General features: G+C 68.8%; 23 protein-coding genes and 1 pseudogene. 15 read left to right on the top strand and 9 right to left on the bottom strand.

The window, feature by feature from the left end:
• Positions 1 to 260 precede the first annotated feature (260 nt).
• From A5760_RS09535 to egtE, 12 genes are all read left to right on the top strand, one after another.
• Positions 261 to 1526, top strand: a complete 1266-nt coding sequence (locus A5760_RS09535; protein WP_064880016.1) for an aspartate kinase — start codon at positions 261 to 263, stop codon at positions 1524 to 1526.
• Positions 1527 to 2573, top strand: a complete 1047-nt coding sequence (locus A5760_RS09530) for an aspartate-semialdehyde dehydrogenase (protein WP_064880014.1) — start codon at positions 1527 to 1529, stop codon at positions 2571 to 2573. It abuts the gene before it with no gap.
• A 7-nt stretch (positions 2574 to 2580) separates the two neighbouring features.
• Positions 2581 to 3732 (top strand): DUF4185 domain-containing protein, encoded by a 1152-nt coding sequence (locus A5760_RS09525; RefSeq protein ID WP_064880012.1) that lies wholly within the window; start codon positions 2581 to 2583, stop codon positions 3730 to 3732.
• 160 nt (positions 3733 to 3892) lie between these two features.
• Positions 3893 to 4345: a hypothetical protein gene (locus A5760_RS09520; RefSeq protein ID WP_064880010.1), complete on the top strand. Its 453-nt coding sequence runs from the start codon at positions 3893 to 3895 to the stop codon at positions 4343 to 4345.
• Between the two features lie 154 nt (positions 4346 to 4499).
• The gene (locus A5760_RS09515) at positions 4500 to 5027 is read left to right on the top strand and encodes a hypothetical protein (RefSeq protein WP_064880008.1); all 528 of its coding nucleotides are present in this window, start codon (positions 4500 to 4502) and stop codon (positions 5025 to 5027) included.
• 246 nt (positions 5028 to 5273) lie between these two features.
• Complete coding sequence (locus A5760_RS09510; protein ID WP_064880006.1) at positions 5274 to 6722, top strand: catalase; 1449 nt, start codon at positions 5274 to 5276, stop codon at positions 6720 to 6722.
• A 32-nt stretch (positions 6723 to 6754) separates the two neighbouring features.
• Positions 6755 to 7426, top strand: a complete 672-nt coding sequence (locus A5760_RS09505) for a sensor domain-containing protein (RefSeq protein ID WP_064880004.1) — start codon at positions 6755 to 6757, stop codon at positions 7424 to 7426.
• 180 nt (positions 7427 to 7606) lie between these two features.
• The gene (egtA, locus tag A5760_RS09500) at positions 7607 to 8920 is read left to right on the top strand and encodes an ergothioneine biosynthesis glutamate--cysteine ligase EgtA (RefSeq protein WP_064880002.1); all 1314 of its coding nucleotides are present in this window, start codon (positions 7607 to 7609) and stop codon (positions 8918 to 8920) included.
• Positions 8917 to 10227, top strand: a complete 1311-nt coding sequence (egtB, locus tag A5760_RS09495) for an ergothioneine biosynthesis protein EgtB (RefSeq protein WP_064880000.1) — start codon at positions 8917 to 8919, stop codon at positions 10225 to 10227. The genes egtA and egtB overlap by 4 nt, the downstream gene beginning before the upstream one ends.
• Positions 10227 to 10949 carry an ergothioneine biosynthesis protein EgtC gene (gene egtC, locus A5760_RS09490; protein ID WP_064879998.1) on the top strand — a complete coding sequence of 241 codons (723 nt, stop codon included), beginning with the start codon at positions 10227 to 10229 and terminating at the stop codon, positions 10947 to 10949. Before egtB ends, egtC begins: the two co-directional genes overlap by 1 nt.
• Positions 10949 to 11914, top strand: a complete 966-nt coding sequence (gene egtD, locus A5760_RS09485; protein ID WP_064879996.1) for an L-histidine N(alpha)-methyltransferase — start codon at positions 10949 to 10951, stop codon at positions 11912 to 11914. The genes egtC and egtD overlap by 1 nt, the downstream gene beginning before the upstream one ends.
• 47 nt (positions 11915 to 11961) lie before the next feature.
• The gene (egtE, locus tag A5760_RS09480; RefSeq protein ID WP_231122595.1) at positions 11962 to 13068 is read left to right on the top strand and encodes an ergothioneine biosynthesis PLP-dependent enzyme EgtE; all 1107 of its coding nucleotides are present in this window, start codon (positions 11962 to 11964) and stop codon (positions 13066 to 13068) included.
• Here egtE and A5760_RS09475 read toward each other — a convergent pair.
• Together A5760_RS09475 and A5760_RS09470 are read right to left on the bottom strand one after the other, a co-directional pair.
• The gene (locus A5760_RS09475) at positions 13065 to 13733 is read right to left on the bottom strand and encodes a class I SAM-dependent methyltransferase (protein WP_064879992.1); all 669 of its coding nucleotides are present in this window, start codon (positions 13731 to 13733) and stop codon (positions 13065 to 13067) included. The genes egtE and A5760_RS09475 overlap by 4 nt on opposite strands.
• 20 nt (positions 13734 to 13753) lie before the next feature.
• Entirely contained in the window at positions 13754 to 15229 is a 1476-nt protein-coding gene (locus tag A5760_RS09470; RefSeq protein WP_064879990.1) for a hypothetical protein, read from the bottom strand.
• A 135-nt stretch (positions 15230 to 15364) separates the two neighbouring features.
• Between A5760_RS09470 and glpK the strand changes: the two genes are divergently transcribed.
• A complete protein-coding gene (gene glpK, locus A5760_RS09465) occupies positions 15365 to 16891 on the top strand; it encodes a glycerol kinase GlpK (protein ID WP_064879988.1) in 1527 nt (508 codons plus the stop codon).
• A gap of 43 nt (positions 16892 to 16934) precedes the next feature.
• On the opposite strand, the gene A5760_RS09460 is transcribed toward glpK, so the two are convergent.
• Positions 16935 to 17651, bottom strand: a complete 717-nt coding sequence (locus A5760_RS09460) for a PadR family transcriptional regulator (RefSeq protein WP_064879986.1) — start codon at positions 17649 to 17651, stop codon at positions 16935 to 16937.
• Positions 17652 to 17844: 193 nt separating this feature from the next.
• On the opposite strand from A5760_RS09460, the gene A5760_RS09455 reads away from it, so the two are divergent.
• On the top strand, positions 17845 to 18234 hold the full coding sequence (locus A5760_RS09455; RefSeq protein WP_064879984.1) for a hypothetical protein: 390 nt from the start codon (positions 17845 to 17847) through the stop codon (positions 18232 to 18234).
• Here the strand turns inward: A5760_RS09455 and A5760_RS09450 are convergent.
• Positions 18231 to 19172 (bottom strand): RDD family protein, encoded by a 942-nt coding sequence (locus A5760_RS09450; RefSeq protein ID WP_064879982.1) that lies wholly within the window; start codon positions 19170 to 19172, stop codon positions 18231 to 18233. The two genes, A5760_RS09455 and A5760_RS09450, sit on opposite strands and share 4 nt — an antisense overlap.
• Before the next feature lie 77 nt (positions 19173 to 19249).
• Between A5760_RS09450 and A5760_RS09445 the strand changes: the two genes are divergently transcribed.
• Complete coding sequence (locus A5760_RS09445) at positions 19250 to 20242, top strand: stage II sporulation protein M (protein WP_064879980.1); 993 nt, start codon at positions 19250 to 19252, stop codon at positions 20240 to 20242.
• Positions 20243 to 20252: 10 nt separating this feature from the next.
• Here the strand turns inward: A5760_RS09445 and A5760_RS09440 are convergent, their stop codons facing one another.
• The 5 genes and pseudogenes from A5760_RS09440 to A5760_RS09420 form a co-directional block, all read right to left on the bottom strand.
• Positions 20253 to 21575: a DUF58 domain-containing protein gene (locus tag A5760_RS09440; protein ID WP_064879978.1), complete on the bottom strand. Its 1323-nt coding sequence runs from the start codon at positions 21573 to 21575 to the stop codon at positions 20253 to 20255.
• A complete protein-coding gene (locus A5760_RS09435) occupies positions 21575 to 22552 on the bottom strand; it encodes an AAA family ATPase (protein ID WP_064879976.1) in 978 nt (325 codons plus the stop codon). Before A5760_RS09435 ends, A5760_RS09440 begins: the two co-directional genes overlap by 1 nt.
• The gene (locus A5760_RS09430; protein WP_064880304.1) at positions 22549 to 23688 is read right to left on the bottom strand and encodes a DUF4350 domain-containing protein; all 1140 of its coding nucleotides are present in this window, start codon (positions 23686 to 23688) and stop codon (positions 22549 to 22551) included. The genes A5760_RS09435 and A5760_RS09430 overlap by 4 nt, the downstream gene beginning before the upstream one ends.
• Positions 23688 to 24341: a DUF4129 domain-containing protein gene (locus A5760_RS09425; RefSeq protein WP_064879974.1), complete on the bottom strand. Its 654-nt coding sequence runs from the start codon at positions 24339 to 24341 to the stop codon at positions 23688 to 23690. The genes A5760_RS09430 and A5760_RS09425 overlap by 1 nt, the downstream gene beginning before the upstream one ends.
• A 25-nt stretch (positions 24342 to 24366) precedes the next feature.
• Positions 24367 to 25425, bottom strand: a pseudogene (locus tag A5760_RS09420) (hypothetical protein); the annotation flags it as partial.
• Positions 25426 to 25476: the final 51 nt, after the last annotated feature.

The following is a 25476-nucleotide window of genomic DNA, read 5'->3' as shown; positions in this document are numbered from 1 at the left end:
CAGACCGGCGCATCGCGAACACCCGCGACGGGAAGCCGGTCTGGATCAGACCCCGTCGCGGCGTCCGAGGAGGAGCACCCGCTGCACGTCCTGCACTTTACCGCTTTTAGCGCCTTGGTAAAAATGCCGCTGAGACCGGTGCGAATGCGCAGGGCGGGGAACCAGCTATCGCGACGTTAAATCACCATGCGGGGGCACGTATTCTGTTGTGGACTTATACCCGGAATTGAAGTGCGCAGGGCCGGAGAGGCAGGAAAAACGTGGCGCTCGTCGTGCAGAAGTACGGCGGATCCTCAGTGGCGAACGCCGACCGGATCCGGCGGGTGGCCGAGCGCATCGTCGCTACCAAGAAGCAGGGCAACGACGTGGTAGTCGTGGTCTCCGCGATGGGCGACACCACCGACGACCTGATGGATCTGGCCCAGCAGGTGTGCCCGGCCCCGCCCCCGCGCGAACTCGACATGCTGCTCACCGCCGGTGAGCGCATCTCGAACGCGTTGGTCGCGATGGCGATCGAATCGCTGGGTGCGCAGGCGCGCTCGTTCACCGGATCCCAGGCCGGGGTGATCACCACCGGCACGCACGGCAACGCCAAGATCATCGACGTCACACCGGGGCGGCTGCAGACCGCGCTCGACGAGGGGCGCATCGTTCTGGTGGCCGGATTCCAGGGCGTCAGCCAGGACACCCGGGACGTGACCACGCTGGGCCGCGGCGGTTCGGACACCACGGCGGTGGCCCTGGCCGCGGCGCTGCGCGCCGACGTCTGCGAGATCTACACCGACGTCGACGGCATCTTCAGCGCCGACCCGAGGATCGTGCACAACGCCCGCAAGCTGGACACGGTCACCTTCGAAGAGATGCTCGAGATGGCGGCTTGCGGCGCCAAGGTTTTGATGCTGCGCTGCGTGGAATATGCACGCCGCTATGGCATTCCGGTGCACGTCCGATCCTCGTATTCGGAGAACCCAGGCACCGTCGTCGTCGGATCGATCAAGGACATAGCCATGGAAGACCCCATCCTGACCGGAGTCGCGCACGACCGCAGCGAGGCCAAGGTGACCGTCGTCGCCATTCCCGACATTCCCGGTTACGCCGCCCGCGTCTTCCGGGCGCTCGCGGACGCCGACGTGAACATCGACATGGTGCTGCAGAACGTCTCCAAGGTCGAGGACGGCAAGACCGACATCACGTTCACCTGCTCGCGCGACAGCGGACCCACCGCGGTGGCCAAGCTGGATGCGCTCAAGGACGAGATCGGGTTCAGCCAGCTGCTCTACGACGACCACATCGGCAAGGTGTCGCTGATCGGGGCGGGCATGCGCAGCCACCCCGGGGTCACCGCGACCTTCTGTGAGGCGCTGGCCGAGGTGGGCGTCAACATCGAGCTGATCTCCACCTCCGAGATCCGCATCTCGGTGCTGTGCCGCGACACCGAACTAGATAAGGCCGTGGTGGCGTTGCACGAGGCGTTCGGGCTCGGCGGCGCGGAGTCGGCGACGGTGTATGCGGGGACGGGTAGATAAATGGTTGCCATCGGAGTGGTGGGCGCCACCGGCCAGGTCGGCCAGGTGATGCGCAGGTTGCTCGACGAGCGGGACTTCCCCGCTCGGGATGGCGGGGGGTCGGTGCGGTTCTTCGCGTCGTCGCGCTCGCAGGGCCGCAAGCTGGAATTCCGCGGTCAGGAGATCGAGGTCGAAGACGCCGCGACGGCCGACCCGAGCGGCCTGGACATCGCGTTGTTCTCCGCCGGCAAGACGATGTCGCTGGTGCAGGCGCCGCGGTTCGCCGCGGCCGGGGTGACGGTGATCGACAACTCGTCGGCCTGGCGCAAGGACCCCGACGTGCCGTTGGTGGTGTCCGAGGTGAACTTCGCCCGCGATGCCGCCAACCGGCCGAAGGGCATCATCGCCAACCCGAACTGCACCACGATGGCAGCGATGCCGGTGCTCCAGGTGCTGCACCAGGAAGCCGGGCTGCAACGCCTGGTGGTGTCCAGCTATCAGGCGGTGTCCGGCAGCGGGATCGCCGGGGTCGAGGAGCTGGCCACGCAGGCGCGCGCGGTCATCGACGGCGCCGAGCAGCTGGTGCAGGACGGCAGCGCGGTGCCGTTCCCGGCGCCCAAGACCTATGTGGCGCCGATCGCCTTCAACGTGGTGCCGCTGGCCGGCTCCTTGGTGGACGATGACTCGGGTGAGACCGACGAGGACCAGAAGCTGCGCCACGAGAGCCGCAAGATCCTCGGCATCCCCGACCTGGCCGTCAGCGGCACCTGCGTGCGGGTGCCGGTGTTCACCGGGCACTCGCTGTCGATCAACGCCGAATTCGCCCGGCCGCTGTCGCCCGAGCGGGCCCGCGAGCTGCTCGACGGGGCGCCCGGCGTCAAGGTGGTCGATGTGCCGACCCCGTTGGCGGCCGCCGGCGTCGACGAATCCCTCGTCGGCCGGATCCGGCACGATCCCGGGGTGCCCGACGGCCGCGGGCTGGCCCTGTTCATCTCGGGTGACAACCTGCGCAAGGGGGCTGCGCTGAACACCATCCAGATCGCCGAGCTGCTGGCCGCCCAGCTGTGACACTCGGGTGAGCACCACCCACACTCGCCTGATCGCGCGGTGCTCACTGTTCGCCGCGGTGTGTTTGGTTGTGCCGCAATGGTTTTCCAGCGTCGCGCACGCCGATCCGGCCGCGCCGGCCCCTGAGCCGGTGGTCCAGCCGCTGGCGCCCGGTCAGGTGTTGCGGCTCGGTCCCACCGCGGGAACCGGCACACCGACCGGGGAGTACGGCATCGGCGCGACCGACCTGTGTGAGTTCATCGAATTCCCCGCCGAGTTACTCCAGGTGTGCGGCGACAGCTTCGCCGGTCAGGGCGTCGGCTTCGGCGGTTGGTACGCACCGGTCGCGTTGCGCGTCGACACCTCGTCCGTCGACGACCCCGGCGGGGTGCGCTACACCGGGGTCACCGGCATCAGCCATCCGTTGCTGGCCGACCCCGCCCCACCGGGAGCCTCGCAGCTGCCCGCCGGGGTGGTGCAGATCAACCGGCGCAACTACCTGATGGTGACGACGACCAAGAACCTCGAGCCGCAGACCTCCCGCCTGGTGAGCGCCGAGGCGGCACGCGCGGGCTGGCAGACGATCCCGGGATCCAAGCGGCCCGCGTCGTATCAGGGCGGCTCGCAGACGCAGATCAGCGGCTATTACGACCCGATCCCCACCCCGGATTCGCCCAGCGGGTGGGTGTACATCGTCGCCGACAGTTTCACCCGCAGGGACCCGATGCTGCTGTACCGGGCCACCCCGCAGACGTTCACCGACCGGTCACGGTGGCAGGGCTGGGCGGCGGGCCCGGGCGGGGGCTGGGGCAAGCCGCCGACGCCGCTGTGGCCGGACGCGGTGGGCGAGATGTGCATCCGGCAGATCGACGGCAAGGCGGTGCTGTCCTATTTCAACGCCGTCACGGGCAACATGGAGGTCCGGGTGGCCAACGACCCGACGGGCCTGGGCGACGCACCGGTCACCACGGTGGTGCAGCACGACGAGTGGCCGGATCCGGCGGAGAGCCTCCCGCCGCCCTACGACAATCGGCTCGCGCAACCGTACGGCGGCTACATCTCGCCCGGTTCCACCCTCGACGAGCTGCGAATCTTCGTCAGCCAGTGGGACACCCGCGCGCGGGTGGCCGCGCCGTACCGCGTCATCCAGTTCGCGGTCAACCCGTTCCGACCCGAGTAGGCCCCAGCGCTCAGAGGCGCGTTCAGGCGCTCCTGAGAGTGGGTGTGCCACGGCGCCTTCGGAGCGGCCTTTTTACCCGCTGAGCGGGGGCTTTAGTTCACAGCTGCTACATAAGTAGCGCATAGCCGCCACTACTGTTAACGGCTTCATCATTTGTCTCATGAGTGAAACATCTGAAACCCCCACTGTGCGGCACTCCACCGCAACTGCACCGGTCGCCGCCGAAGCGGCGGCGGCCTACCGGGCCCCGCGGGTCTTCCAACTCGCCGCGTGGGTCGCCATCGTCGCCGGGATCGTGTTCATCATCGCGGTCATCTTCTTCACCGGCTTCATCCTCGGCCACCGCGGCGGCCATCACGGCCACCACCACAAGCACCACCACGCGATGGTTCACCACCGCGGTCCTGGCGGCCCCGGCAACTTCGGCGGTCCGGGCGCACCCGGCGGCCAGGGCGGTCAGGGTGGACAGACGGGTCCGGGAGCCACCACCAGTGCTCCGGCTCCGTCGGGCGTGCGTCCCAGCGGCATGGCCCCGGGGCAGCTCCCGCCGTCGGTCTTCCACTCCGCGGCCACGACGGGCCAGGTCCCCAGCATCATCGTGCTGACCAACTGAAAAACCCTTGTCAACCAGTGGCCTGGCGCTCCTCGCGAGCGCCGGGCCACCTGTCTTTTGCGATCACCGACGTCTAACCGCCGCGTCTCGATTCACAACAATTTTGTCGCCGAGACCTGTTAGGACCAGGACGCGCGGGGCAGTATGGCAAGGCATGAGTGAGACACCCGAACCACACACCGAGTCGACCCCAGCCGCACCCGTCACCGCGCCGCCGTCGGCACCGCCGCACCGGGTGAAGCCGCCGCGGCTCTACACGGCGGCCGCCTGGGTGGTGATCGTCGCGGGCATCGTGTTCATCCTCTCGTCGGTCTTCTTCGTCGGCGCCTTCATCTGGAAGCACCAGCACCCCTGCCAGCATCACCACGGCATGTTCCACCCGGCCGGCCCCGGCGGTCCCGGGCCCGGCAATGGACCGTGGGGCGGCCCCGGGCCGGGTAACGGACCCGGGCAGTACGGCGCCCCCGGCGGCTACGGGCCGTGGTACGGCGGGCCCGGCGGCCCGGGTGGACCCGACAACGGGCCATGGGGATATGGGCCCGGTGGTCCTGGGTTGATCGTTCCGATGCCCCCCGGCGGACCGGGTGGTCCCGGCGGACCGGTTGCCGGCCCGGGCGTCAGCGGCCCCGGCCAGCCGCCCGCAGTCAGCCCGGGTCCCAGCGCGCCCGCGCCGCGTCCCTGACAGCGCGCGCTCAAGTCACGCCTTAACTCGTGCCCGGAATGGGTACTAACCCGTAGTGGGCGGCCGATCGGAAGTCGCCCCGCATTTTCTTGACCAGGTCAAGATGAGGGGAATACTCGATTGCAGGCCGCAAGATCCGGGGCGCTCACTGCGGTACTGAAAATGCTTGATGCTCGAGCGGTTCGGTTCCGTGGTGTGCGATCTCGGGTACCGCGGCCTGCAGCCCGGTGACGAGGAGAGAGCGAAATGATGGAGCGTTTCACGACCAATGATGCCGGCATCGCCGCGCCGAGCGACGACCAGTCGCTGACGATCGGCCCGGACGGCCCGATTCTGTTGCAGGACCACTACCTGATCGAACAGATGGCGATGTTCAATCGGGAGCGCATCCCGGAGCGCCAGCCGCACGCCAAAGGTGGTGGCGCATATGGTCATTTCGAAGTGACCAATGACGTCAGCAAGTACACCAGGGCCGCGGTGTTCCAGCCTGGGACCAAGACCGAGATGCTGGTCAGGTTTTCCACCGTCGCCGGCGAGCGGGGCAGCCCAGACACCTGGCGCGACCCGCGTGGCTTCGCGCTGAAGTTCTACACGAGCGAAGGCAATTTCGACCTGGTCGGCAACAACACCCCGGTCTTCTTCATGCGCGACCCGCTGAAGTTCCAGCACTTCATCCGGTCCCAGAAGCGCTTGCAGGCAAGCAATGTGCGTGACCACAACATGCAGTGGGACTTCTGGAGCCTGTCCCCGGAATCGGCGCACCAGGTGACCTGGTTGATGGGCGACCGGGGAATCCCCAAGACCTGGCGGAACATGAACGGCTACAGCAGCCACACCTACAGCTGGATCAACGCCGCCGGCGAGATCTTCTGGGTGAAGTACCACTTCATCACCGATCAGGGCATCGAGTTCCTGACCCAGGAGGACGCCGACCGGTTGGCCGGCGAGGACGGCGACTACCACCAGCGCGACCTGTTCGAGTCGATCGAACGCGGGGATCACCCGAGCTGGACGCTGAAGATGCAGATCATGCCGTACGAGGAAGCCAAGAATTACCGGTTCAACCCGTTCGACCTGACCAAGGTGTGGCCGCACGGCGACTACCCACTGATCGACGTCGGCAAGATGACGCTGAACCGCAACGTCACCGACTACCACGCCGAGATCGAGCAGGCGGCCTTCGAACCGAACAACACCGTGCCCGGCACCGGCCTGAGCCCGGACAAGATGCTGCAGGCGCGCGGCTTCTCGTACTCCGACGCCCATCGCGCCCGGCTGGGGACCAACTACCGGCAGATCCCCGTCAACACCCCCAAAGTCGAGGTGAACAGCTACTCCAAAGACGGCGCCATGCGGATCAACAACGTCTCCGACCCCGTGTATGCGCCCAATTCCTACGGTGGGCCGCACGCCGACCCGGCCCGCGCCGCCGAGATCCGCTGGCACGCCGACGGGGACATGGTCCGCTCGGCCTACACGCTGCATGCCGAGGACGACGACTGGGGGCAGGCAGGCACCATGGTCCGCGAGGTCCTCGACGATGCGGCCAGGGAACGCCTGGCGCACAACATCATTGGCCACGTCTCCCAAGGTGTTGAGGAGCCGGTGCTGTCGCGGGTGTTCGAGTACTGGCGCAACGTGGACCCCGACCTCGGCAAAAAGGTCGAGGAAGGCGTCCGGGGCAACGGGAGCTGACCCCTCGTCAGTGCGCCTGGCATGATCGCTGCATGACCATGCGGGTTACGCAGGTTGCCCAGCTGCACCGGGCCGCGATGGCCATCGGCCTGGTTCTGGCGGGAGCGGCCGCATCGCCGATCGCGGCCGCGCACCCGTCGGAGCCCGGGGTGGTGAACTACGCCGTCCTGGGCAGGGGATCGGTCGGCAACATCGTCGGTGGGCCCATGGGGTGGGAGTCGGTGTTCACCCAGCCCGGGCAAGGTGACTGGGTGGACTTGCCGGACTGCAACAACTGGGCCGACATCGGTTTGCCCGAGGTGTACAACGATCCCGACCTGGCGTCGTTCAACGGAGCCCTCACCCAGACGTCGGCAACCGACCAGACCCATCTGGTCAAACAGGCCGTCGGGGTGTTCGCCACCAACGACGCCGCGGGTCGGGCTTTTCACCGGGTGGTGGATCGAACGGTGGGCTGTTCGGGACAGACGACCGCGCTCCACCTGGACAACGGCAGCACGCAGGTGTGGTCGTTCGATGGCGGGCCGGCCGGCCCGGCCGACCAGAACTGGACGAAGCAGGAGGCGGGCACCGATCGCCGGTGCTTCAATCAAACCAGGCTGCGCGAAAACGTGTTGCTGCAGGCGAAAGTGTGCCAATCCGGCAACGCCGGACCCGCGGTGAACGTGCTAGCTGGGGCGATGCAGAACGCGTTGGGTCAATAATCGCGCGATTGGGTAACCGCCTGACCCGGGCACCTCAAAGTGCGGAGAAGGGAATATGTCGGGGGCATCTGATAGATGAAGCACTAGACGAAATGGTGCCGATTAACGTTCGATTAGCTGCGCAGGGAAGCGGTCCGCAGGCTCATGTCCAGGCATGCCCGGGCCCGAAGGGATCGTGATATGACGTTCGCGCCGATCACTGCCGCGGCTACGCAGTCGGAGTCGCGGGTGGCCGGTGGCGACCAGGCCCCCGAGCTCAACATCGCCGAGCTGGCCGACTCCGCGGCCGTCGCGCAATACATCGCCGAGGGATGTCTGGTCGACGCGCCGCTGGGCCGTGTCGGCCTGGAGTTGGAGGCCCATTGCCACGACCCGGCCGACCCGCACCGCAGACCGAGCTGGAGCGAGATCGCCGACGTGCTCGACGCGCTCCCCGCGCTGCCGGGGGGCAGCAGGATCACGGTGGAACCGGGCGGCGCCGTCGAACTGTCCGGGCCACCGGCCGACGGGGTGGTGCCCGCCATCGAGGCCATGCGCCGCGATCAGGCCGTGCTCCAGCCGGCGTTTGCTGCGGCCGGGTTGGGCCTGGTCTTCCTCGGCGCCGACCCGCTGCGCCCGCCCAAGCGCATCAACCCCGGCGCCCGGTACCGCGCCATGGAACGGTTCTTTGCGACCAGCGACTCCGGGGAGGCCGGCGCGGCGATGATGACGTCGACCGCATCGATTCAGGTCAACCTGGACGCCGGGCCGCGCGACGGCTGGGCGGCGCGGGTGCGCCTCGCACATGCGTTGGGGCCCACCATGATCGCGATCACCGCCAACTCGCCGATGCTGGACGGTGACTTCACCGGCTGGGTGTCGAGCCGGCAGCGGGTGTGGGGCCGGATGGACTCGGCGCGCTGCGGACCCATCCTGGGCGCCAGCGGCGACGACCCGGGCACCGACTGGGCGCGGTACGCGCTCAAGGCCCCGGTGATGCTGGTGCACAACCCCGACGCCGAGGCCGTCACTCACTGGGTGCCCTTTGCCGACTGGGTCGACGGCTGCGTGTTGCTCGGGGATCGTCGTCCCAGCGTTGCCGATCTGGAGTACCACCTGACCACGCTGTTCCCGCCGGTGCGGCCCAGGCAGTGGCTGGAGATCCGTTATCTGGACAGCGTGCCCGACGCGTTGTGGCCCGCCGTCGCGTTCACCCTGGCGGTCCTGCTCGACGACCCGGCCGCCGCCGACACCGCGGCCGAGGCCGTCGAGCCGGTGGCCACCGCCTGGGACACCGCGGCTCGGGTGGGGCTGCGCGACCGGCGGCTGTACGCGGCGGCCAACGCCTGCATGGCCATCGCCGCCGCGAAGGCGCCCGCCGAACTCGGCGATTCGATGCAGCGGCTGGTCCGCATGGTCGACCAGGGCCGCTGCCCCGGCGACGATTTCTCCGACCAGGTGGTCGAGCACGGCCTCGCGGCCGCGGTGGCGCGACTGGCGCAAGGGAAGCCGTGACGTCACGGGAGGGCATCGCCGACGACCTGGCGCGGACGCGGACGCGGACGCTACGTCTGGTCGAGTTCGACGACGCCGAACTCTGCCGGCAGTACGACCCGTTGATGAGCCCGCTGGTGTGGGATTTGGCGCACATCGGTCAGCAGGAGGAGCTTTGGCTGTTGCGCGGTGGCGACCCCGCGCGCCCAGGGATGCTGCCGCCGGCGGTCGAGGGGCTCTACGACGCCTTCGTGCATCCCCGCGCCAGCCGGGTCGATCTGCCGCTGCTGTCGCCGGACCAGGCGCGGGCCTACTGCCGGACCGTGCGGTCGGCCGTGCTCGACGCGCTGGACGCGTTGCCCGACGATCCCGCCGGCGACGAGGCCGCGTTCGTGTACGCGATGGTGGTCAGCCACGAGAACCAGCACGACGAAACCATGCTGCAGGCACTGAATTTGCGCAGCGGCGCACCGCTTTTGCGGGACGCCGCCGTGCTGCCGCCCGGTCGAGCGGGGTTGGCCGGCACGTCGGTGCTGGTGCCCGGCGGCGAATTCGTGCTCGGCGTGGACGCCGCCGGCGAACCGTATTCGTTGGACAACGAGCGCCCGGCCCACGTCGTCGATCTGCCCGCGTTCCGGATCGGCCGGGTCCCGGTCACCAACGGCGAATGGCGCCGGTTCGTCGACGACGGCGGCTACCACCAGCCGCGCTGGTGGTCGGAGCGCGGCTGGCAGCACCGCCAGGCCGCGGGCCTGACCGCGCCGCAGTTCTGGGGCTCCGACGGCGCGACCCGCACCCGGTTCGGTCACGTCGAGGACATCCCGCCCGACGAACCCGTCCAGCACGTCAGCTATTTCGAGGCCGAGGCCTACGCGGCCTGGGCCGGTGCCCGGCTGCCCACCGAGATGGAATGGGAGAAGGCCTGCACCTGGGATCCGTCCACCAACACGCGGCGCCGGTATCCCTGGGGCGAGCGCAAACCGGACGAGGCGCTGGCCAACCTCGGCGGCGCCGCGTTGCGGCCGGCGCCCGTCGGCGCCTACCCGGGAGGCGCTTCGGCGTACGGGGCCGAGCAGATGCTCGGCGAGGTCTGGGAGTGGACCACCTCCCCGCTGCGGCCCTGGCCGGGGTTCGTGCCGATGCTCTACGAGCGGTATTCGCAGCCCTTCTTCGACGGCGATTACCGGGTGCTGCGCGGCGGCTCGTGGGCCGTGGAGCCGGGCATCATGCGGCCGAGTTTCCGCAACTGGGATCACCCGTACCGGCGCCAGATCTTCTCCGGCGTCCGGCTGGCGTGGGACGTCCCCGACGCCGGGGATCGCGCCTGATGTGCCGGCACCTGGGCTGGCTGGGGACTGACGTCACGGTTTCCTCGCTGGTGCTCGACCCGCCGTTCGGCCTGCGGGTGCAGTCCTATGCGCCGCGCCGGCAAAAGCATTGCCTGCTCAACGCCGACGGTTGGGGCGTCGGGTTTTTCGACACGTCCTCGTCAGGCTCTCTGAAGGGCGGGGCGCCACGCCGCTGGCGCAGCCAGGCGCCGCTGTGGGGCGACGTGTCGTTCGATTCGATCGCGCCCGCGCTGCGCAGCCACTGTGTGGTGGCCGCGGTGCGCTCGGCCACCGTCGGCATGCCGATCGAGGCCAGCGCGTGCGCGCCGTTCACCGATGGCCAGTGGTTGTTGTCGCACAACGGAATCGTCGACCGGGCAGTGTTGCCGACGACGGCGCGCGCCGAATCGGTCTGTGACAGCGCCATACTGGCGGCCACGATCTTCGAGCGCGGGCTCGACGCGCTGGGAGAGACCCTCGAAGAGGTCGCCGCGGCCGATCCAAACGCCCGGCTGAACATATTGGCCGCCAACGGCTCTCGCATGCTGGCGACGGCCTGGGGTGACACGCTGTCCATCCTGCGGCGCCCAGACGGTGTGGTCCTGGCCAGCGAACCCTACGACAACGACTCCGACTGGGAGGACGTGCCGGACCGCCACCTTGTCGAAGTCACTGCGAACGGTGTCACGATGACGCCGCTGGATCAGTCGAGAGGATCTTGATGACGTTGTCGCTGTCGAACCATCTGGCCGCCGACTCGGCGTACCACGCGTTGCGCCGCGACGTCCTGGACGGCCTGCAGAAGACACCAAAAACATTGCCACCCAAATGGTTCTACGATTCCGTCGGCAGTGATTTGTTCGACCAGATCACCCGGCTGCCCGAGTACTACCCGACACGCGCCGAGGCCGAGATCTTGCGGGCGCGGGCGGCCGAAGTCGCGTCGGCCAGCGAGGCCGACACCCTGGTGGAACTGGGCAGCGGGACATCGGAGAAGACGCGGGTGTTGCTCGACGCCCTGCGCGCACGGGGTTCGCTGCGCAGGTTCGTCCCCTTCGACGTCGACGCCAGCATCCTGTCGACCGCCGCCGCGGCCATCCAGCGGGAATATCAGGGCATCGAAATCAAGGCCGTCTGCGGCGATTTCGAAGAGCACCTGAGCGAGATCCCGGAAGGCGGGCGGCGGCTGTTCGTTTTCCTGGGGTCCACGATCGGCAACCTCACGCCCGGCCCGCGCGCGGAATTCCTCGCCGCACTGTCCGCGCAGATGCGGCCCGGCGACAGCCTGCTGCTGGGCACGGACCTGGTCAAGGACACCGAGCGGCTGGTGCGCGCCTATGACGACGCCGCCGGGGTGACGGCGGCCTTCAACCGCAATGTGCTCGCGGTGGTGAACCGGGAGCTCGACGCCGACTTCGACGTCGATGCCTACCGGCATGTGGCCCGGTGGAACGCGGCGGAAGAACGCATCGAGATGTGGCTGCGGTCCGACCGGCGCCAGCGGGTGCGGGTCGGTGCGCTCGAGCTGACCGTCGACTTCGAGGCCGGCGAGGAAATGCTCACCGAGGTGTCGTGTAAGTTCCACTCCGGCAAGGTGACTGGCGAATTGGCCGCCGCGGGGCTGCGCCGCACCCGGTGGTGGACCGACGAGGCGGGCGACTTCGGGTTGTCGTTGGCCCTGAAGTGACCGGCGCCAACGCGCTGGCCGATCAATGGCGGTCAGCCCGCCCGCCGATGGCCGGCCTGCACCTGGACAACGCGGCCTGTTCGCGGCAGAGCCTGGCGGTGATCGAGGCCGGCGCGCAGCACGCCCGCAACGAGTCCGAGCTCGGCGGCTATGTCGCGGCGGAGGCGGCCACACCGGTGCTCGACGCCGGACGCGTCGCGTTCGCCGCGTTGACCGGAATGGCCGATGCCGAGGTGGTTTTCACCACCGGCTCGCTGAACGCCCTGGATCTGCTGCTGGGCGGCTGGCCGGCGGAGCGCCGAACGGTGGCTTGCCTGCCCGGCGAATACGGGCCCAACCTGGCGATGCTGGCCGCCCACGGATTCGACCGGCAGCTGCTTCCGACCCTGGAAGACGGAAGGGTCGCGCTGGACGACGCGGCGCTGGCCCTGCAGACCGATCCGCCGGACCTGGTGCACCTGACCTCGGTGGCCAGCCATTGCGGTGTGGTGCAACCGGTTTCGATGGTCGCCCAACTCTGCCGGGAGTTGGGCCTGCCGCTGGTCGTCGACGCGGCCCAGGCGCTGGGCCAGGTCGACTGCGCGGTGGGTGCCGACGTGACCTATTCCTCGTCGCGCAAGTGGATCGCCGGTCCGCGCGGTGCCGGGATGCTCGGGGTGCGCCGCGAGCTGATGGAAAGCCTGCGCCCGCGGCTGGCCGCGCCGGACTGGGCCCGCAAAGACGGCTCGCCGACGGTGGCCGAACAGCTGGAATTCGGCGAGGCCAATGTCGCTGCGCGCGTGGGATTTTCGCTGGCGCTGGGCGAGCATCTGGCGTACGGACCGCGGGCGGTGTGTGCGCGGCTTGCCCAGGTGGGCAGCCTGAGCCGCACGGTGCTGGCCGATGTGAGCGGGTGGACGGTGGTCGAAGAGGTCGAAGAACCGAGTGCCATCACCACTTTGGCGCCGAATGACGGCGCCGACCCGCAAGCGGTGCGCGACTGGCTGCTCGCCGAGCGGCGGATCCTGACCACGTTCGCCGGGGTGCAGCGGGCGCCGCTGGAGCTGACGGAACCCGTGCTGCGGATCTCGCCGCACGTGGACACCACGGCCGACGACCTGGAGACGTTCGCCGAGGCGCTCATCGCCGCCACCGCGGCGACCGCGACCGGCTAGCCGGCTTTGTGCGCGGTCAGTAGGTAGGCCGGCATCTTCATCCGGCCCTTCTCGTCACGATCGTGCTGCGGACCGTCGGGCATCGGCGGGATATTGGCGTGGATGAAGGCCGGCCGGATCTCGTCGATCTCCCAGTACTTGCTCACCGCGTCGCGGAGCTCGTCCTCGTCGACCTCGTTGGGCTTGGTTTCCCATTCGACCGGGAAGGCGCCCTTGGCGAAGACCAACACGAAGTAGCCGGCCCCCGGGGCCGCCGCGCGGTGTACCGAGCTCAGGTAGCCGTCGCGGCCCTCGATCGGCAACGAGTGGAACAGCGTGCTGTCGGCCACGGTGGAGAACCGTCCGTCGTAACCGGTGAACGACGTGATGTCCGCCTGCACGAAGGTCGCCGTGGTCAGACCGCGGTCGGCCGCGGCCTTGGTGGCCGCCGCGATGGCGGTGGGGGTGAGGTCGATGCCCACCACGGTGTAGCCCTGGGCGGCCAGCGCCAAGGACAGCTCGGCGACTCCACAGCCGGCATCCAGCACGTCGCTGCGAAACTTGCCGGCCGCGATCAGGGCGGCCAGTTCCGGCTGCGGCTCGCCGATGTTCCACGGCGGCGGACCCTCGAAGTCGGCCTGTTCGCGGTATGCGCTGTCCCAGTCCATAACGTGATCAGACGTCATCGTGTTCAACGTACCCGCGGTCAGGACTCCCAGGTGTGCACCGGCTCGTTGGCGTGCATGTGGTCGCAATACCGGCGCAGCATCTCCGCCAGTGCCGCGGGCCTGCTCATGCCGGCGTCCTGCAGGGCCCGCACGGTGGAAACCTGCCAGCTGGCGCCGTTGCGACCGGTCCGCGCCCGGCCCTCGATGACCCCGAGGAACCGGTCGCGGACCTCGGCGTCGACACCCCAGCGCTGCAACCCCTCGTCGGCGATCGGCAGCAGCGTGTCGAGCACCAGTTCGCGCGCCGTCACCTCGCCCAGCCCGGGCCAGCGCAGCCGGGCGTCGATGCCGTCCAGCGCGGCCGCCATGAAATTGGCTTCTGCCACACCGAAATCCATGGCGGTCCACAGCGGGTTGTCGGCCTCGGACAGGCTGCGCAGCATGCCGTAGAAGAAGGCCGCATTCGCCAGCATGTCGACGACGGTCGGCCCGGCCGGCAATACCCGGTTCTCCAGCCGTAGATGGGGGCGGCCGTCGACCACGTCGTACACCGGACGGTTCCACCGATAGACGGTGCCGTTGTGCAGCCGCAGCTCGGCCAGGTGTGGGATGCGCCCGGCGGCCAGCTCGGCGACCGGGTCTTCGTCGGACACCTCGGGCAACAGGAATTCGAAGTAGCGGAGGTTCTCTTGGTACAGGTCGAGGACCGAGCTGATCCACTGTTCGCCGAACCACACCCGCGGCCGCACGCCTTGGGATTTCAGCTCATCGGATCTGGTGTCGGTGGACTGCGCGAACAGCTCGATACGGGTTTCGGCCCACAGCCGGTGCCCGAAGAAGAACGGCGAGTTGGCGCCCAGCGCCAACTGCGGGCCGGCCACGATCTGCGCCGCATTCCAGTTGGCGGCGAACGTCTCCGGATCCAGCTGCAGATGCAATTGCATGCTGGTGCAAGCGGATTCGGGTGCGATCGTCGCGGTGTGCCAGCTCAGCGGCTCGGGTCCGGAAATGCTGATGGGGATGTCTTCGCCGCGGGAGGTGAAGATCGATTCGTTGAGGGCGGCGTAGCGCTTCGATTCGCTCATCCAGCCGTGGTCCAGGTGTTGGGACATCAGTGTGGGCAGGATGCCGATCATGACGATGTGGGCGCCGCCTGCGGCGCCGGCCTTGTTCTCGGCCTCGTTCAGGCTGGCCCGCACCTCGGCCTCGAGATCCAGGCCGGTGTGCCCGGGCAGCGCGTGCGGCGGAACGTTGAATTCAATGTTGTAGGCGCCCAATTCGACCTGATACGCCGGATCGCCGATGGCGTCCAGCACGTGGCGATTGGACATTGCCGGCTGGTAGTCGGCGTCGACCAGGTTGCACTCGATCTCCATGCCGGTGAGCGGCTGCTCGGAATCGAAGCTTGACTGGGCGAGCATCGTCTCGAAGGCGTCCAGGCACAGCTGCACCTTGCGCCGGTATTCCCGTCGCTGTGCGCTGTCGTACGTGGTGCGCCTGACCTCTTCGCCCACACCGCAGATGCAACAGGGTTACCGCCCGTAACGCAAGCTCTCACGCGTCGCAGTTGTGGCCTAGCTCGCCCGGCGGGTAGACCATGATGGACTTTTGCCGCAAAAGTGTCAGACCTCACGGGTGGAGGAGAGCAGTTGGCCGAGTTCGCCGAATTCGTCGCCGCCATCGACCAGGGGACCACCAGCACTCGCTGCATGATCTTCGATCACGAGGGTGCCGAAGTGGCCCGCCATCAACTCGAGCACGAACAGATTCTGCCCCGGGCCGGCTGGGTGGAGCACGACCCGGTCGAGATCTGGGAGCGCACCTCCTCGGTGCTGACGTCGGTGTTGAACCGGGCCAATCTGAGTACGAAAAACATTGCCGCGCTGGGGATCACGAATCAGCGCGAGACGACTCTGGTGTGGAACCGCAAGACGGGGCGGCCCTATTACAACGCGATCGTCTGGCAGGACACCCGCACCGACCGGATCGCGTCGGCGCTGGAACGCGACGGTCACGGCGACGTGATCCGGCGCAAGGCCGGCCTGCCCCCGGCCACCTATTTTTCCGGCGCCAAGCTGCAGTGGATCCTGGAGAACGTCGACGGGGTGCGCGCGGCCGCCGAAAGCGGTGACGCCCTGTTCGGCACCGCCGACACCTGGGTGCTGTGGAACCTGACCGGGGGGCCGCGCGGCGGCGTGCACGCCACCGACGTGACCAATGCCAGCCGGACCATGTTGATGAACCTGGAGACCCTGGACTGGGACGACGAGCTGTTGTCGATCTTCTCCATCCCCCGTGCGATGTTGCCGAAGATCGGGCCGTCGTCGTCGCCGCAGCCCTACGGCGTGACGTCGGAGGCCGGGCCGGCCGGCGGCGAGGTACCGATCACCGGGATGCTCGGCGATCAGCACGCGGCGATGGTGGGTCAGGTGTGTCTGTCCGAGGGGGAAGCCAAGAACACCTACGGCACCGGAAACTTCCTGCTGCTCAACACCGGTGAGACGATCGTGCGGTCAGACAACGGGTTGCTGAGCACCGTCTGCTATCAGTTTGGGAACGCCAAACCCGTGTACGCGCTTGAGGGTTCGATCGCGGTGACCGGCGCGGCCGTGCAGTGGCTGCGCGATCAGCTGGGCATCATCAGCGGTGCCGCACAAAGCGAATGGCTGGCACGCCAGGTCGACGACAACGGCGGAGTCTATTTCGTTCCGGCGTTTTCCGGGCTGTTCGCGCCCTACTGGCGATCCGATGCACGCGGCGCGATCGTCGGCCTGTCCCGGTTCAACACCAACGCGCATCTGGCGCGCGCAACGCTGGAGGCAATCTGCTATCAGAGTCGCGACGTGGTGGACGCCATGGCGGCGGATTCCGGTGTGCACCTTGAGGTTTTGAAGGTTGACGGCGGTATCACCGGGAACGACCTGTGCATGCAGATCCAGGCCGACGTGCTGGGCGTCGACGTGGTGCGCCCGGTGGTCGCCGAGACGACCGCGCTGGGCGCCGCCTACGCGGCCGGTCTGGCGGTGGGGTTCTGGGCCGATCCGGCCGACCTGCGTGCCAATTGGCAAGAGGGCAGGCGGTGGGCGCCGGCCTGGAACGACGAGCAGCGCGCCGCGGGTTACGCGGGCTGGCGCAAAGCCGTGCAGCGGACCCTGGATTGGGTCTCCGTAACCTGATGGGTCACGTGACGCCGCCCGATCCAGGGCCCGCCGCAGGCACTCAGTCTTCGCCGAGAATGCCGTAGATCTCACGCCGCGCATTGTTGAGGATGTCGACGATGCGCTGCTGCTGCTCGGCCGAAGCGGTGTGGGCGGACTGCCCGACCGCGCCGAACAACTGGCCAACGGCCGCCCGCAGATTCATCTGACCCGGGTCGGCGCCTTCGGTGATCTCGTCCCATGGCGGGGTTTCGATCTTCTCGGCCGCCGCGCGGCCCTGTTCGGTCAGCTCGAAACGCTTCTTGCTGCCTTCGGTTTCGCTCGCGGTGATCAGGCCTTCGTCGTCGAGCAGCTGCAGTGTCGGGTACACCGAACCGGGGCTCGGCTTCCACAGTCCGTTGCTGCGCTCGGCGATCTGGTGGATCATTTCGTAGCCGTGCATCGGCCGCTCGGCCAGCAGCGTCAAGATGGCCGCTCGCACGTCTCCGCGCTTGCCGCGGCCCGGGCCGCCACGGCGCCATCCGCCGCGCCGGCCACCGGGGCCGAAGCCGAAGCCGGGGCCAAAGCCGGGACCGAAGTTCGGGCCGAAACCGGGGCCGAAGCCGAGCGGGCCGTCGTGGACACCGGCGTGATCGCGCAGATGCTCGCGGAAGTCCCGTCGGGCCTGGCGCCGTGCCTCGTGCAGGGCGCGCCGGTCAACCGGGCCGGGGCCGAAGCCGAATCCGAGACCGGGCCGGCCGGCGAATGGTCCTTCGGGGGGAGTGAATGGGTTGCTCATTTTTCTGTCCTTGCGTTTGTGGGTCGCGCACCGATCGTGCGCTTCGAAGTATCACGATATATCGGAAACTAACGCGATGCAACGAGATATGTTGCAAAATTTCGCTGAATTGCCGATGAGCTGCGGAATCGGGCGAAGTCCGCCCGTGGCTGTGCGGTTTGCATGCACCAAACGACGGGTAGGAGTTAGTGAGATGAACGCTGACAACAACCTGAGGGTCGATAGCGGTAGCGCAGGCGCGGCCGCATTCGGGCGACCCGACGGTGCCCGGCGGCGCAACAGCCGGACCTGGATCAACTGGGGGCTGGCGCTGGCGACGGTGCCCGCCGCCGCGCTCGTGATGCTCTTCGCGCTCGGTGCCGTGATGAGTACCGCCGGCTGCAGCGACCGCACCTGTCCCAACCTGGGTCACGGCGGGATCAACTTCGGCGTCGCGTTCTACGGTGCGCCCGCGGTCGCCGTGCTCGTCATCATCATCTCGTTCTTCACCGCCAAACGACGCGGCGGCATCGCGGTCCCGCTATGCGGATGGGCGCTGCTGATCATCGACGTCGCGCTCATGGCGGCGAGTGTGGCCGGCTAGTGCGGCAGTGAGAAACCGTCCGGCGTACCGGGGTCTGCTGGGCCGGGACGACCCGATCGCGGGTCAGGCCATCCAACGGATTGTTGCGGCGGTGGCGGCACCGCCCCAGGCGGCGGGCTGGGCCAGCCCGGGGGGCCCTGGTACGCGCCGCCCGGCGGTGGCCACGGCGTCGGGCCCATCGTTCCCGGCGCCGGCATGACCGGGCGCAGCCGGGCCAATTCGCGGCGGTGCCGCTCGGCGAGGACGGCGGCCAGCACGAGTTCCGGCGGGGCGCCGGGCGGTGGTGGCGGCGCGATGCGGGCGACCACGTCACCGGCGATCCGGTATCCCATCTGCAGGCGCAGCTGACGGTCGAGCTGGGTTGCCCTGGAAAGGAATTGGCGTGCCACCTCGGCCTGACCGGCGGACAGGCCGGACAGCTGCAACGAGGACGCCCACCATGCCAAGGCGGGCGGCATCATGGGCGGGGGCCCGAGCCGCGGTCCGCGTTCGTTGACCACCACCGTGCCGGCGAAGATGTCGCCGATCCGTTTGGCCTTCGGAGACAAGATGCTGCAGATGACGGCCGGGCTCCCGAACAGCATCCAGATCTCCACCAGCGCCGCAAGGGCACGAAACAGCGCCTGGCGGAAGCGTTCTGGGCCGCCGTCGTCGGACACCACACGCAGGCCCATCGCGATCTTGCCGACCGAGCGTCCCCGCGTTGCCGTTTCGAGGACCAAGGGATAGCCGACAATTACCAGCACCGTAAATATCAGCAGGATCGCGTTGGTCAGTGCGGTATCGAATTGAGTCAGGGTGGCTGCCCACAACATCAGGCCGAGCAGGTAGCCGATGACCATGACCCCGATATCGATCAGCGCGCTCAGCGTCCGCACCGGCAGCTGGGCGATCTGTACGTCGAGCACTACGGCGTCCCCGGTCACCACCTCCGACATAACTTCGAACGGTACAGGCTGGGTGGGTGTGGCCGGCCGCACTTTGTCATGCGGGCGGTGCGATTAGGCTGCCGAGGGTGGATGTCGATGCATTCGTGCTGGCCCATCGCCCGACCTGGGACCGCCTCGACCGATTGATCGGGCGGCGCCGGTCGCTGTCCGGCGCGGAAATCGACGAACTCGTCGAGCTTTACCAGCGGGTCTCCACCCACCTGTCGATGCTGCGCTCGGCGTCGTCGGATTCCGTGCTGATCGGCCGGCTTTCCAGCCTGGTCGCGCGGGCCCGTTCGGCGGTGACCGGTGCCCACGCGCCATTGAGCAGTGCGTTCACCCGGTTCTGGACGGTGTCGTTCCCGGTCGTGGCCTACCGCACCTGGCGGTGGTGGGTGGCCACCGCGGCGGCCTTCTTCGCCGTGGTCGTGATCGTCGCGCTGTGGGTCGCCGGCAGCCCCGATGTACAGTCCTCGCTCGGAACACCCAGCGACATCCAGCAATTGGTCAACCACGACGTGGAGTCGTACTACAGCGAGCACCCCGCCGCGGCGTTCGCACTGCAAATCTGGGTGAACAATTCCTGGGTTTCCGCGCAATGCATCGCAATGTCCGTGGTGCTGGGCGTGCCGATTCCCTTTGTGCTGTTTCAGAATGCCGCCAACCTGGGAGTCATCGCCGGCCTGATGTTCCCAGCCGGCAAGGGTGCCCTGCTGCTGGGTTTGCTTGTCCCGCATGGGCTGCTGGAGCTCACGGCGGTATTCCTTTCGGGCGCAACGGGAATGCGGCTGGGTTGGTCGGTGATCTCGCCCGGAGACCGGCCCCGGGGCCAGGTGCTCGCCGAACAGGGCCGCGCCGTCGTCTCGGTCGCCGTGGGTCTGGTTGCGGTGCTGCTGGTCTCGGGTCTGATCGAAGCGCTGGTGACACCCTCGCCGTTGCCGACGTTCGTGCGGGTGGGTATCGGCGTCATCGCCGAGGTGGCGTTCTTGTCCTACATCGTCTACTTCGGCCGGCGCGGGGTGAAGGCCGGGGAAAGCGGCGACATGGCGGAGGCGCCCGACTTCGTTCCGACTCGCTGAGCGCCGGTCGCTACAGACGCCCGGTCGCCTTCATTGCCAGATAGTGATCGGCAAGGGCGGGAGCCAGTTCGGTGGGCGGGGCGTCGACGACTTCCACCCCGCTGCGGCGCAGCCGGGTGGCGATCGCGCCGCGGTCATTGCGGGATCGTTCGGCGGCCGCCGCGTCGTACACCGCCGCGGCATCCGAACGCCCGGCGGCCATCTGGTCGACGCGCGGATCGGAAACCGCGGCCAGCAGCAGGTGATGTTTTGCCGACAGCTGCGGCAGCACTGGCAGCAGGCCCTCGTCGAGCGCGGCCGCGTTCAGGTCGGTCAGCAGCACCACCAGGGACCGTCGGCGGGCGCGCAGCGCGATGGCGGAAGCCATTGCCCGCCAATCTGATTCGACAAGGGTAGGTTGCAGGGGCGCCATCGCGTCGACAAGCTGGGCGAGCAGCTCGGTGCGCGAGGCGCCGAACACGCCGGCCCGGCTCACCCGGTCGTGGGCGAGGAAGTCGACATGGTCGCCGGCCCGCGACGCCAGGGCCGCCAGCAGCAACGCGGCGTCCATCGACCAATCCAGCCGCGGCCAGCCCGCGGGATCGGACGCGGTCGGGTCGACACCGACCCGGCCCGCCGCCGTGCGGCCCGTGTCGAGCACGATCACCACCCGCCGGTCGCGTTCGGGCCGCCAGGTGCGCACCACCACGTCGGCGCGACGCGCGGTGGCGCGCCAGTCGATCGAGCGCACGTCGTCGCCGACGACATACTCTCGCAGCGAGTCGAATTCGGTGCCCTGCCCGCGTACCAGCGTGGGTAGCAGGCCGTCGATCTCGCGGAGCTTGGCGAGCCGCGACGGCAGGTGCTTGCGGGCCAGGAACGGGGGCAGCACCCGCAGCTGCCCGGGCACCGGTCGCGAACGCTGCCGGCCCGCCAGCCCGAGCGGGCCGATCGATCGGGCGGTCACCACCGTCGCCCGCTGGTCGCCGCGGCGAACCGGTTGTAGCTGGGTTCCGACGTGCTGGTCTTGCCCGGCGGGGATGTCGATGGGGTGGATGCGCGGCTGCGCCTGGGCGCTGGGCGGCCAGGCGTCGCGGATCTGGCCGCGGAACCGGCGCGCGCCGTCGTTGTGGATCGACAGCCCGCACTCCACCTGCTGCCCGAGCCGCGCCGAGCGATCCGGGGAACGCACGTAGCGCAGCTTGGTCGTGCTGGCCGCCAGGGCGACGTCGAAGACCACCGCGATTGCCAGCGCTATCAGCAGGGCCGCGAAAGTGGTTGCCGGCCAAGGAGACAGCGCAATTGGCAGGACGCAGATCAGTGCGACCAGCCCGGCGCGTCCGGTCAGGACCACTAGCGCGGCACCGGAACCGACGCCAAGATCCCGTCGAGCACGCCGTCGGGCGTAGCCCCCTCGAGTTCGGCCTCGGGCCGCAGCATCACCCGGTGCCGCAGCGTCGGGCGGGCCATGGCCTTCACATCGTCGGGCGTGACGTAGTTGCGTCCGGACAGCCACGACCAGGAGCGCGCCGTGGCCAGCAGGGCGGTCGCCCCGCGGGGCGACACGCCCAGTTGCAGCGCGGGGGAGGAACGGGTGGCCCCGACGATGTCGACGATGTAGCCCAGCACCTCGTCGGCAACCAGCACACTCTGCACGGCGTCGCGGCCTGCCGCCAGGTCGGAGGGTCCGGCCACCGGCTTGATCGCCGACAGATTGCGCGGGTCGAAGCCGTGCGCGTGCCGGTGCAGGATGGCGATCTCGGCGTCCCGCGGCGGCAGCGTCACATTCAGTTTGAGCAAGAAGCGATCCAGCTGGGCCTCGGGCAACTGGTAGGTGCCCTCGTATTCGACCGGGTTCTGGGTGGCGGCCACGATGAACGGGTCGGGCAGCGGCTGCGGTTCGCCGTCGACGCTGACCTGACGCTCTTCCATCGCCTCGAGCAGTGCGGCCTGGGTCTTGGGCGGCGTCCGGTTGATCTCGTCCGCCAGCAGCAGGTTGGTGAACACCGGCCCGGGCCGGAACACGAACGCGGCGGTGCGCGCGTCGTACACCAGTGAACCCGTCACGTCGCCGGGCATCAGGTCCGGGGTGAACTGCACCCGCTTGAATTCCAGCTGCAGCGCCGCGGACAGCGCCCGGACCAGCAGCGTCTTCGCCACTCCCGGAACACCTTCCAGCAGCACGTGGCCGCGGCACAGCAGCGCGATCACCAAGCCGCTGACCACGCCCTCCTGTCCGACGACGGCCTTGGCGAGCTCGCCGCGCAACGCCAGCAGCGCCTCGCGCGCCGATTCAGCGGTGGGGGACTGAGCGGTAGTGGGTTGTGTCACGGGTGTGCGACCTGCCTTTCGATTTCGTCGAGCGCACGGGCAAGTTGTAACAGGTCGTTGTCGGTCGCCGGGGGCGGACCGAACAGATGGTAGGAGACGAACGCCGGATCGGATCCGGTGCGCTGGGCCGCGGTGGTCACCACGGCCGCGGGCGACGCGCCCGCAGCCAGGCCGAGGCGCGGCAGCAGCCGCGCCACCGTGGCGGCCCGCAAGGCCGCGGCCGCGCGATCGCGTGCCCGTCGGGAGCGGTACAGCCGCCCGCGGCCCTCGACGGTCTCCGACGCGCGCACCACCACCGGCAACTCCTCGGCCACCAGCGGCCCCGGCCGACGGCCCTTCCACATGGCGACCAGCAGCACCACCAGCGCCAGTTGCCCGACGATCCAGATCACGTTGGGCGGAATCAGCTGGAAAAGCGTTGCGTTGGGCGAGGATTCACCCTCGACGTGGTGGGGTGCGTACCAGATGAGCCGGGGCCGGTCGCCCGCGAGGTTCATCGCCAGCGCGGCGTTGCCCGCCTGCAGCAGGCTGCCGTTGGTCATGAAGTCGGTGCTGCCGACGGCGGTGATGGTGCGTCCGTCGTTGCGGAAGCGGATCAGCGCCCCGTCGTAACAGCGGGACATCGCGCGGCCGTCTTCGGACTTGTAGGTCTTGGTGGCCCCGAACCGAACCGGCCCGGCGCGAACAGCCTCGCGCAGCGTGCAATTCGGGTCGAGGTCAAAGCCGTTGGCGCCGGAGACCCGCACGCCGGGCAGCAGCGCCTCGCGGGTCCGGGTGGTGGGTTCCACCAGCAGCAGGTCCGAATGCACGTTGCCCAGCCGGTCCAGCAGGGTGTCGGTGAGGTATTGGCTCTGGGCCACCAGGATCAGCGCGTCCGGGCGCGCCGCGTGTTCGACGTCGGCGATGTTGTTGGCCACGACGACGTCGACGTCGGCGCCGCGCAGCAGCTCCACCAACGCGTGGGCACCGTCGGAGCCGGTCGACACCGGGTCCATGCGGGCCCCGGGTCGCGGTGCGCTCAGGTACGCGTCGACGCCGGCGATGACGGCGAGCACCAGCAGGGTGACGAGCACCCAGCGCCAGGAGCGCCCGCGCCGCGGCGTGGTCTCGGGACCGGCCCCGGTGATCGTCGCCATCACCGCACCTGCGCCCATGACTCGGGAGCGGCGGGCCGGCCGGGCTCGAGCGGACCGCCCTGCCAGCGAGACCGCAGGTGGTCGTCCAGGTCGGTGATCATCTGGTAGGCGTCCTGGGTCCCGGGCTGTTCGCCGTACGTGACGTCGTTGAAAGCCGTTGCTGCTTGGGTTAATTCGACATCCAGGTGGGGCAACGCGGCACCCGCGTCGCGGGCGAGCTCGTTGGCCGTGCGGCCCGGGGCCGGCGTCAGCACCCCTGCCTCTTCGAGCTGGCGGGCGACGGCGCGCAGCCGGTGACGAATCGCCGCGGCCCAATCACCTTCGGCCGCATAGTTTTCCGCGGTCGCACGATGCTGGGCGGCGGTAAGTTGGGCGGCTTCGAACAGTGAGTAGTCGCCGCCGCGGCGGGTGCGCATGGTGCGCCGCAGAATGTAGATGACGACGATCACCGCGATGGCGAGCAGGATGAAAAGCAGCGTGGCGGTGAGCCATCCGCCCGGAACCGAGGAAGTCTTCTGCAGCAGCCGGTAGATCAGGTCGTTGACCCAGTCGACGAAATGTTCCCGCGCGGAGCCCTTGGAATAGATCGGCTTGTTGAGCTCGTCCTGCGCGGCGCGATGTGCGGCATCGCGGTCGATGTCGATGGAAGGCATCCTTGAGCTAGTCCTCGCCCGGCCCTTACAGGGGCCGCGTCAGCCAGAGGTTGTCGGTGGACGCGGCCGCATACGGCCCCTGGGCGGCCCCGCTCTGCAGCACCAGGTCGAATGCCTCGGCGCGCATCCGGCGGTCGGTGTACAGCAGCACGATGACTCCCGCGTTGAAGGGTGCGGTGATGATCTCGCCGATGGCGGCCCCGACCGAGAGAACCGCCGTGCTGACCAGGAACGCCGTGCTGGACGAGGTGATCTGGAAAAACTGGCCGACGATGCTGAACGGCACCGCGACGGCGTTGGCGACGACGGACGTCACCAGGAACGCGAGCACCCGGATACCCAGCACCCGCCAGAATCCGTTGCGCACCAGCTTGAACGACCGGGCGATGGCGTCCATGACCGGCAGCCGCTCCAGCACGATCAGCACCGGGGCGAACAACACCACCGTGTAGAGGAACACCAGCAGCGCGAGGACGACCAGCACCAGCGGAAGGCCCAGTACCACGGCCGCCGCGGCACTACCGATCGCCGCCAACACCCCGATGATCACCGCGACCAGCCCGGCGAGGGCGGCCACCACGACGGCTTCCAGCAGGGCCAGGCCGAGCAGGGCCAGCAGTCGCCCGCGGATCTTGTTCCAGGTTTCGCCGATGGTGATGGGCGAACCGAACACGGCCCGCCCGACGATGACGGTGAGCATCCCGGACAGCATCATGCCGCCCAGCCAGCCGACCAGGATGCCGCCGCCCACCGACACGGACCAGGCCCCCAGGACCCCCGAGCTCAGTTGGCCGGGCTGATCGCTGGCGAGCCTGTCGGCCGCGGCCAGCGGCCCGAAGAAGGCGACCTTGGTGACTAATTGCATGATCACCACGACGATGGCGGTCAGGCCCAACGTGGCTTTCGGGTTGGCCCGGACGTAGCCGACCGCGCCGTTGAAGATGTCGCCGAGGGTCAGCGGCCGCAGCGGGATGATCCCGGGTTTGACGGCTCCGTAGCTCGGCGGCGTGCCGAAGGGTGGCGGCGATCCGTAGCCCGGCGCGGGCCCATATCCGGATGGCGGCCCATAGCCCGGTGGGGGTCCTGTCTCTTATACACATCTCCGAGCCCACGAGACTGCAGCTAATCTCGTATG

It is taken from the genome of Mycobacterium colombiense, assembly GCF_001665835.1.
GTDB lineage: Bacteria > Actinomycetota > Actinomycetes > Mycobacteriales > Mycobacteriaceae > Mycobacterium > Mycobacterium colombiense_A.
The sequence above is the reverse complement of the archived record's forward strand: the minus strand, read 5'-3'. Positions and strand labels throughout refer to the sequence as shown.

Bases quoted from the DNA above. Each gene is read 5' to 3' on its own strand.
- A5760_RS09530 (WP_064880014.1), top strand. From the start codon at position 1,527: ATGGTTGCCATCGGAGTGGTGGGCGCCACCGGCCAGGTCGGCCAGGTG.
- A5760_RS09520 (WP_064880010.1), top strand. From the start codon at position 3,893: ATGAGTGAAACATCTGAAACCCCCACTGTGCGGCACTCCACCGCAACT.
- A5760_RS09515 (WP_064880008.1), top strand. From the start codon at position 4,500: ATGAGTGAGACACCCGAACCACACACCGAGTCGACCCCAGCCGCACCC.
- A5760_RS09510 (WP_064880006.1), top strand. From the start codon at position 5,274: ATGATGGAGCGTTTCACGACCAATGATGCCGGCATCGCCGCGCCGAGC.
- A5760_RS09505 (WP_064880004.1), top strand. From the start codon at position 6,755: ATGACCATGCGGGTTACGCAGGTTGCCCAGCTGCACCGGGCCGCGATG.
- egtA (WP_064880002.1), top strand. From the start codon at position 7,607: ATGACGTTCGCGCCGATCACTGCCGCGGCTACGCAGTCGGAGTCGCGG.
- egtC (WP_064879998.1), top strand. From the start codon at position 10,227: ATGTGCCGGCACCTGGGCTGGCTGGGGACTGACGTCACGGTTTCCTCG.
- egtD (WP_064879996.1), top strand. From the start codon at position 10,949: ATGACGTTGTCGCTGTCGAACCATCTGGCCGCCGACTCGGCGTACCAC.
- egtE (WP_231122595.1), top strand. From the start codon at position 11,962: ATGGCCGGCCTGCACCTGGACAACGCGGCCTGTTCGCGGCAGAGCCTG.
- A5760_RS09475 (WP_064879992.1), bottom strand. From the start codon at position 13,733: ATGACGTCTGATCACGTTATGGACTGGGACAGCGCATACCGCGAACAG.
- A5760_RS09460 (WP_064879986.1), bottom strand. From the start codon at position 17,651: ATGAGCAACCCATTCACTCCCCCCGAAGGACCATTCGCCGGCCGGCCC.
- A5760_RS09455 (WP_064879984.1), top strand. From the start codon at position 17,845: ATGAACGCTGACAACAACCTGAGGGTCGATAGCGGTAGCGCAGGCGCG.
- A5760_RS09450 (WP_064879982.1), bottom strand. From the start codon at position 19,172: ATGTCGGAGGTGGTGACCGGGGACGCCGTAGTGCTCGACGTACAGATC.
- A5760_RS09430 (WP_064880304.1), bottom strand. From the start codon at position 23,688: ATGGCGACGATCACCGGGGCCGGTCCCGAGACCACGCCGCGGCGCGGG.
- A5760_RS09425 (WP_064879974.1), bottom strand. From the start codon at position 24,341: ATGCCTTCCATCGACATCGACCGCGATGCCGCACATCGCGCCGCGCAG.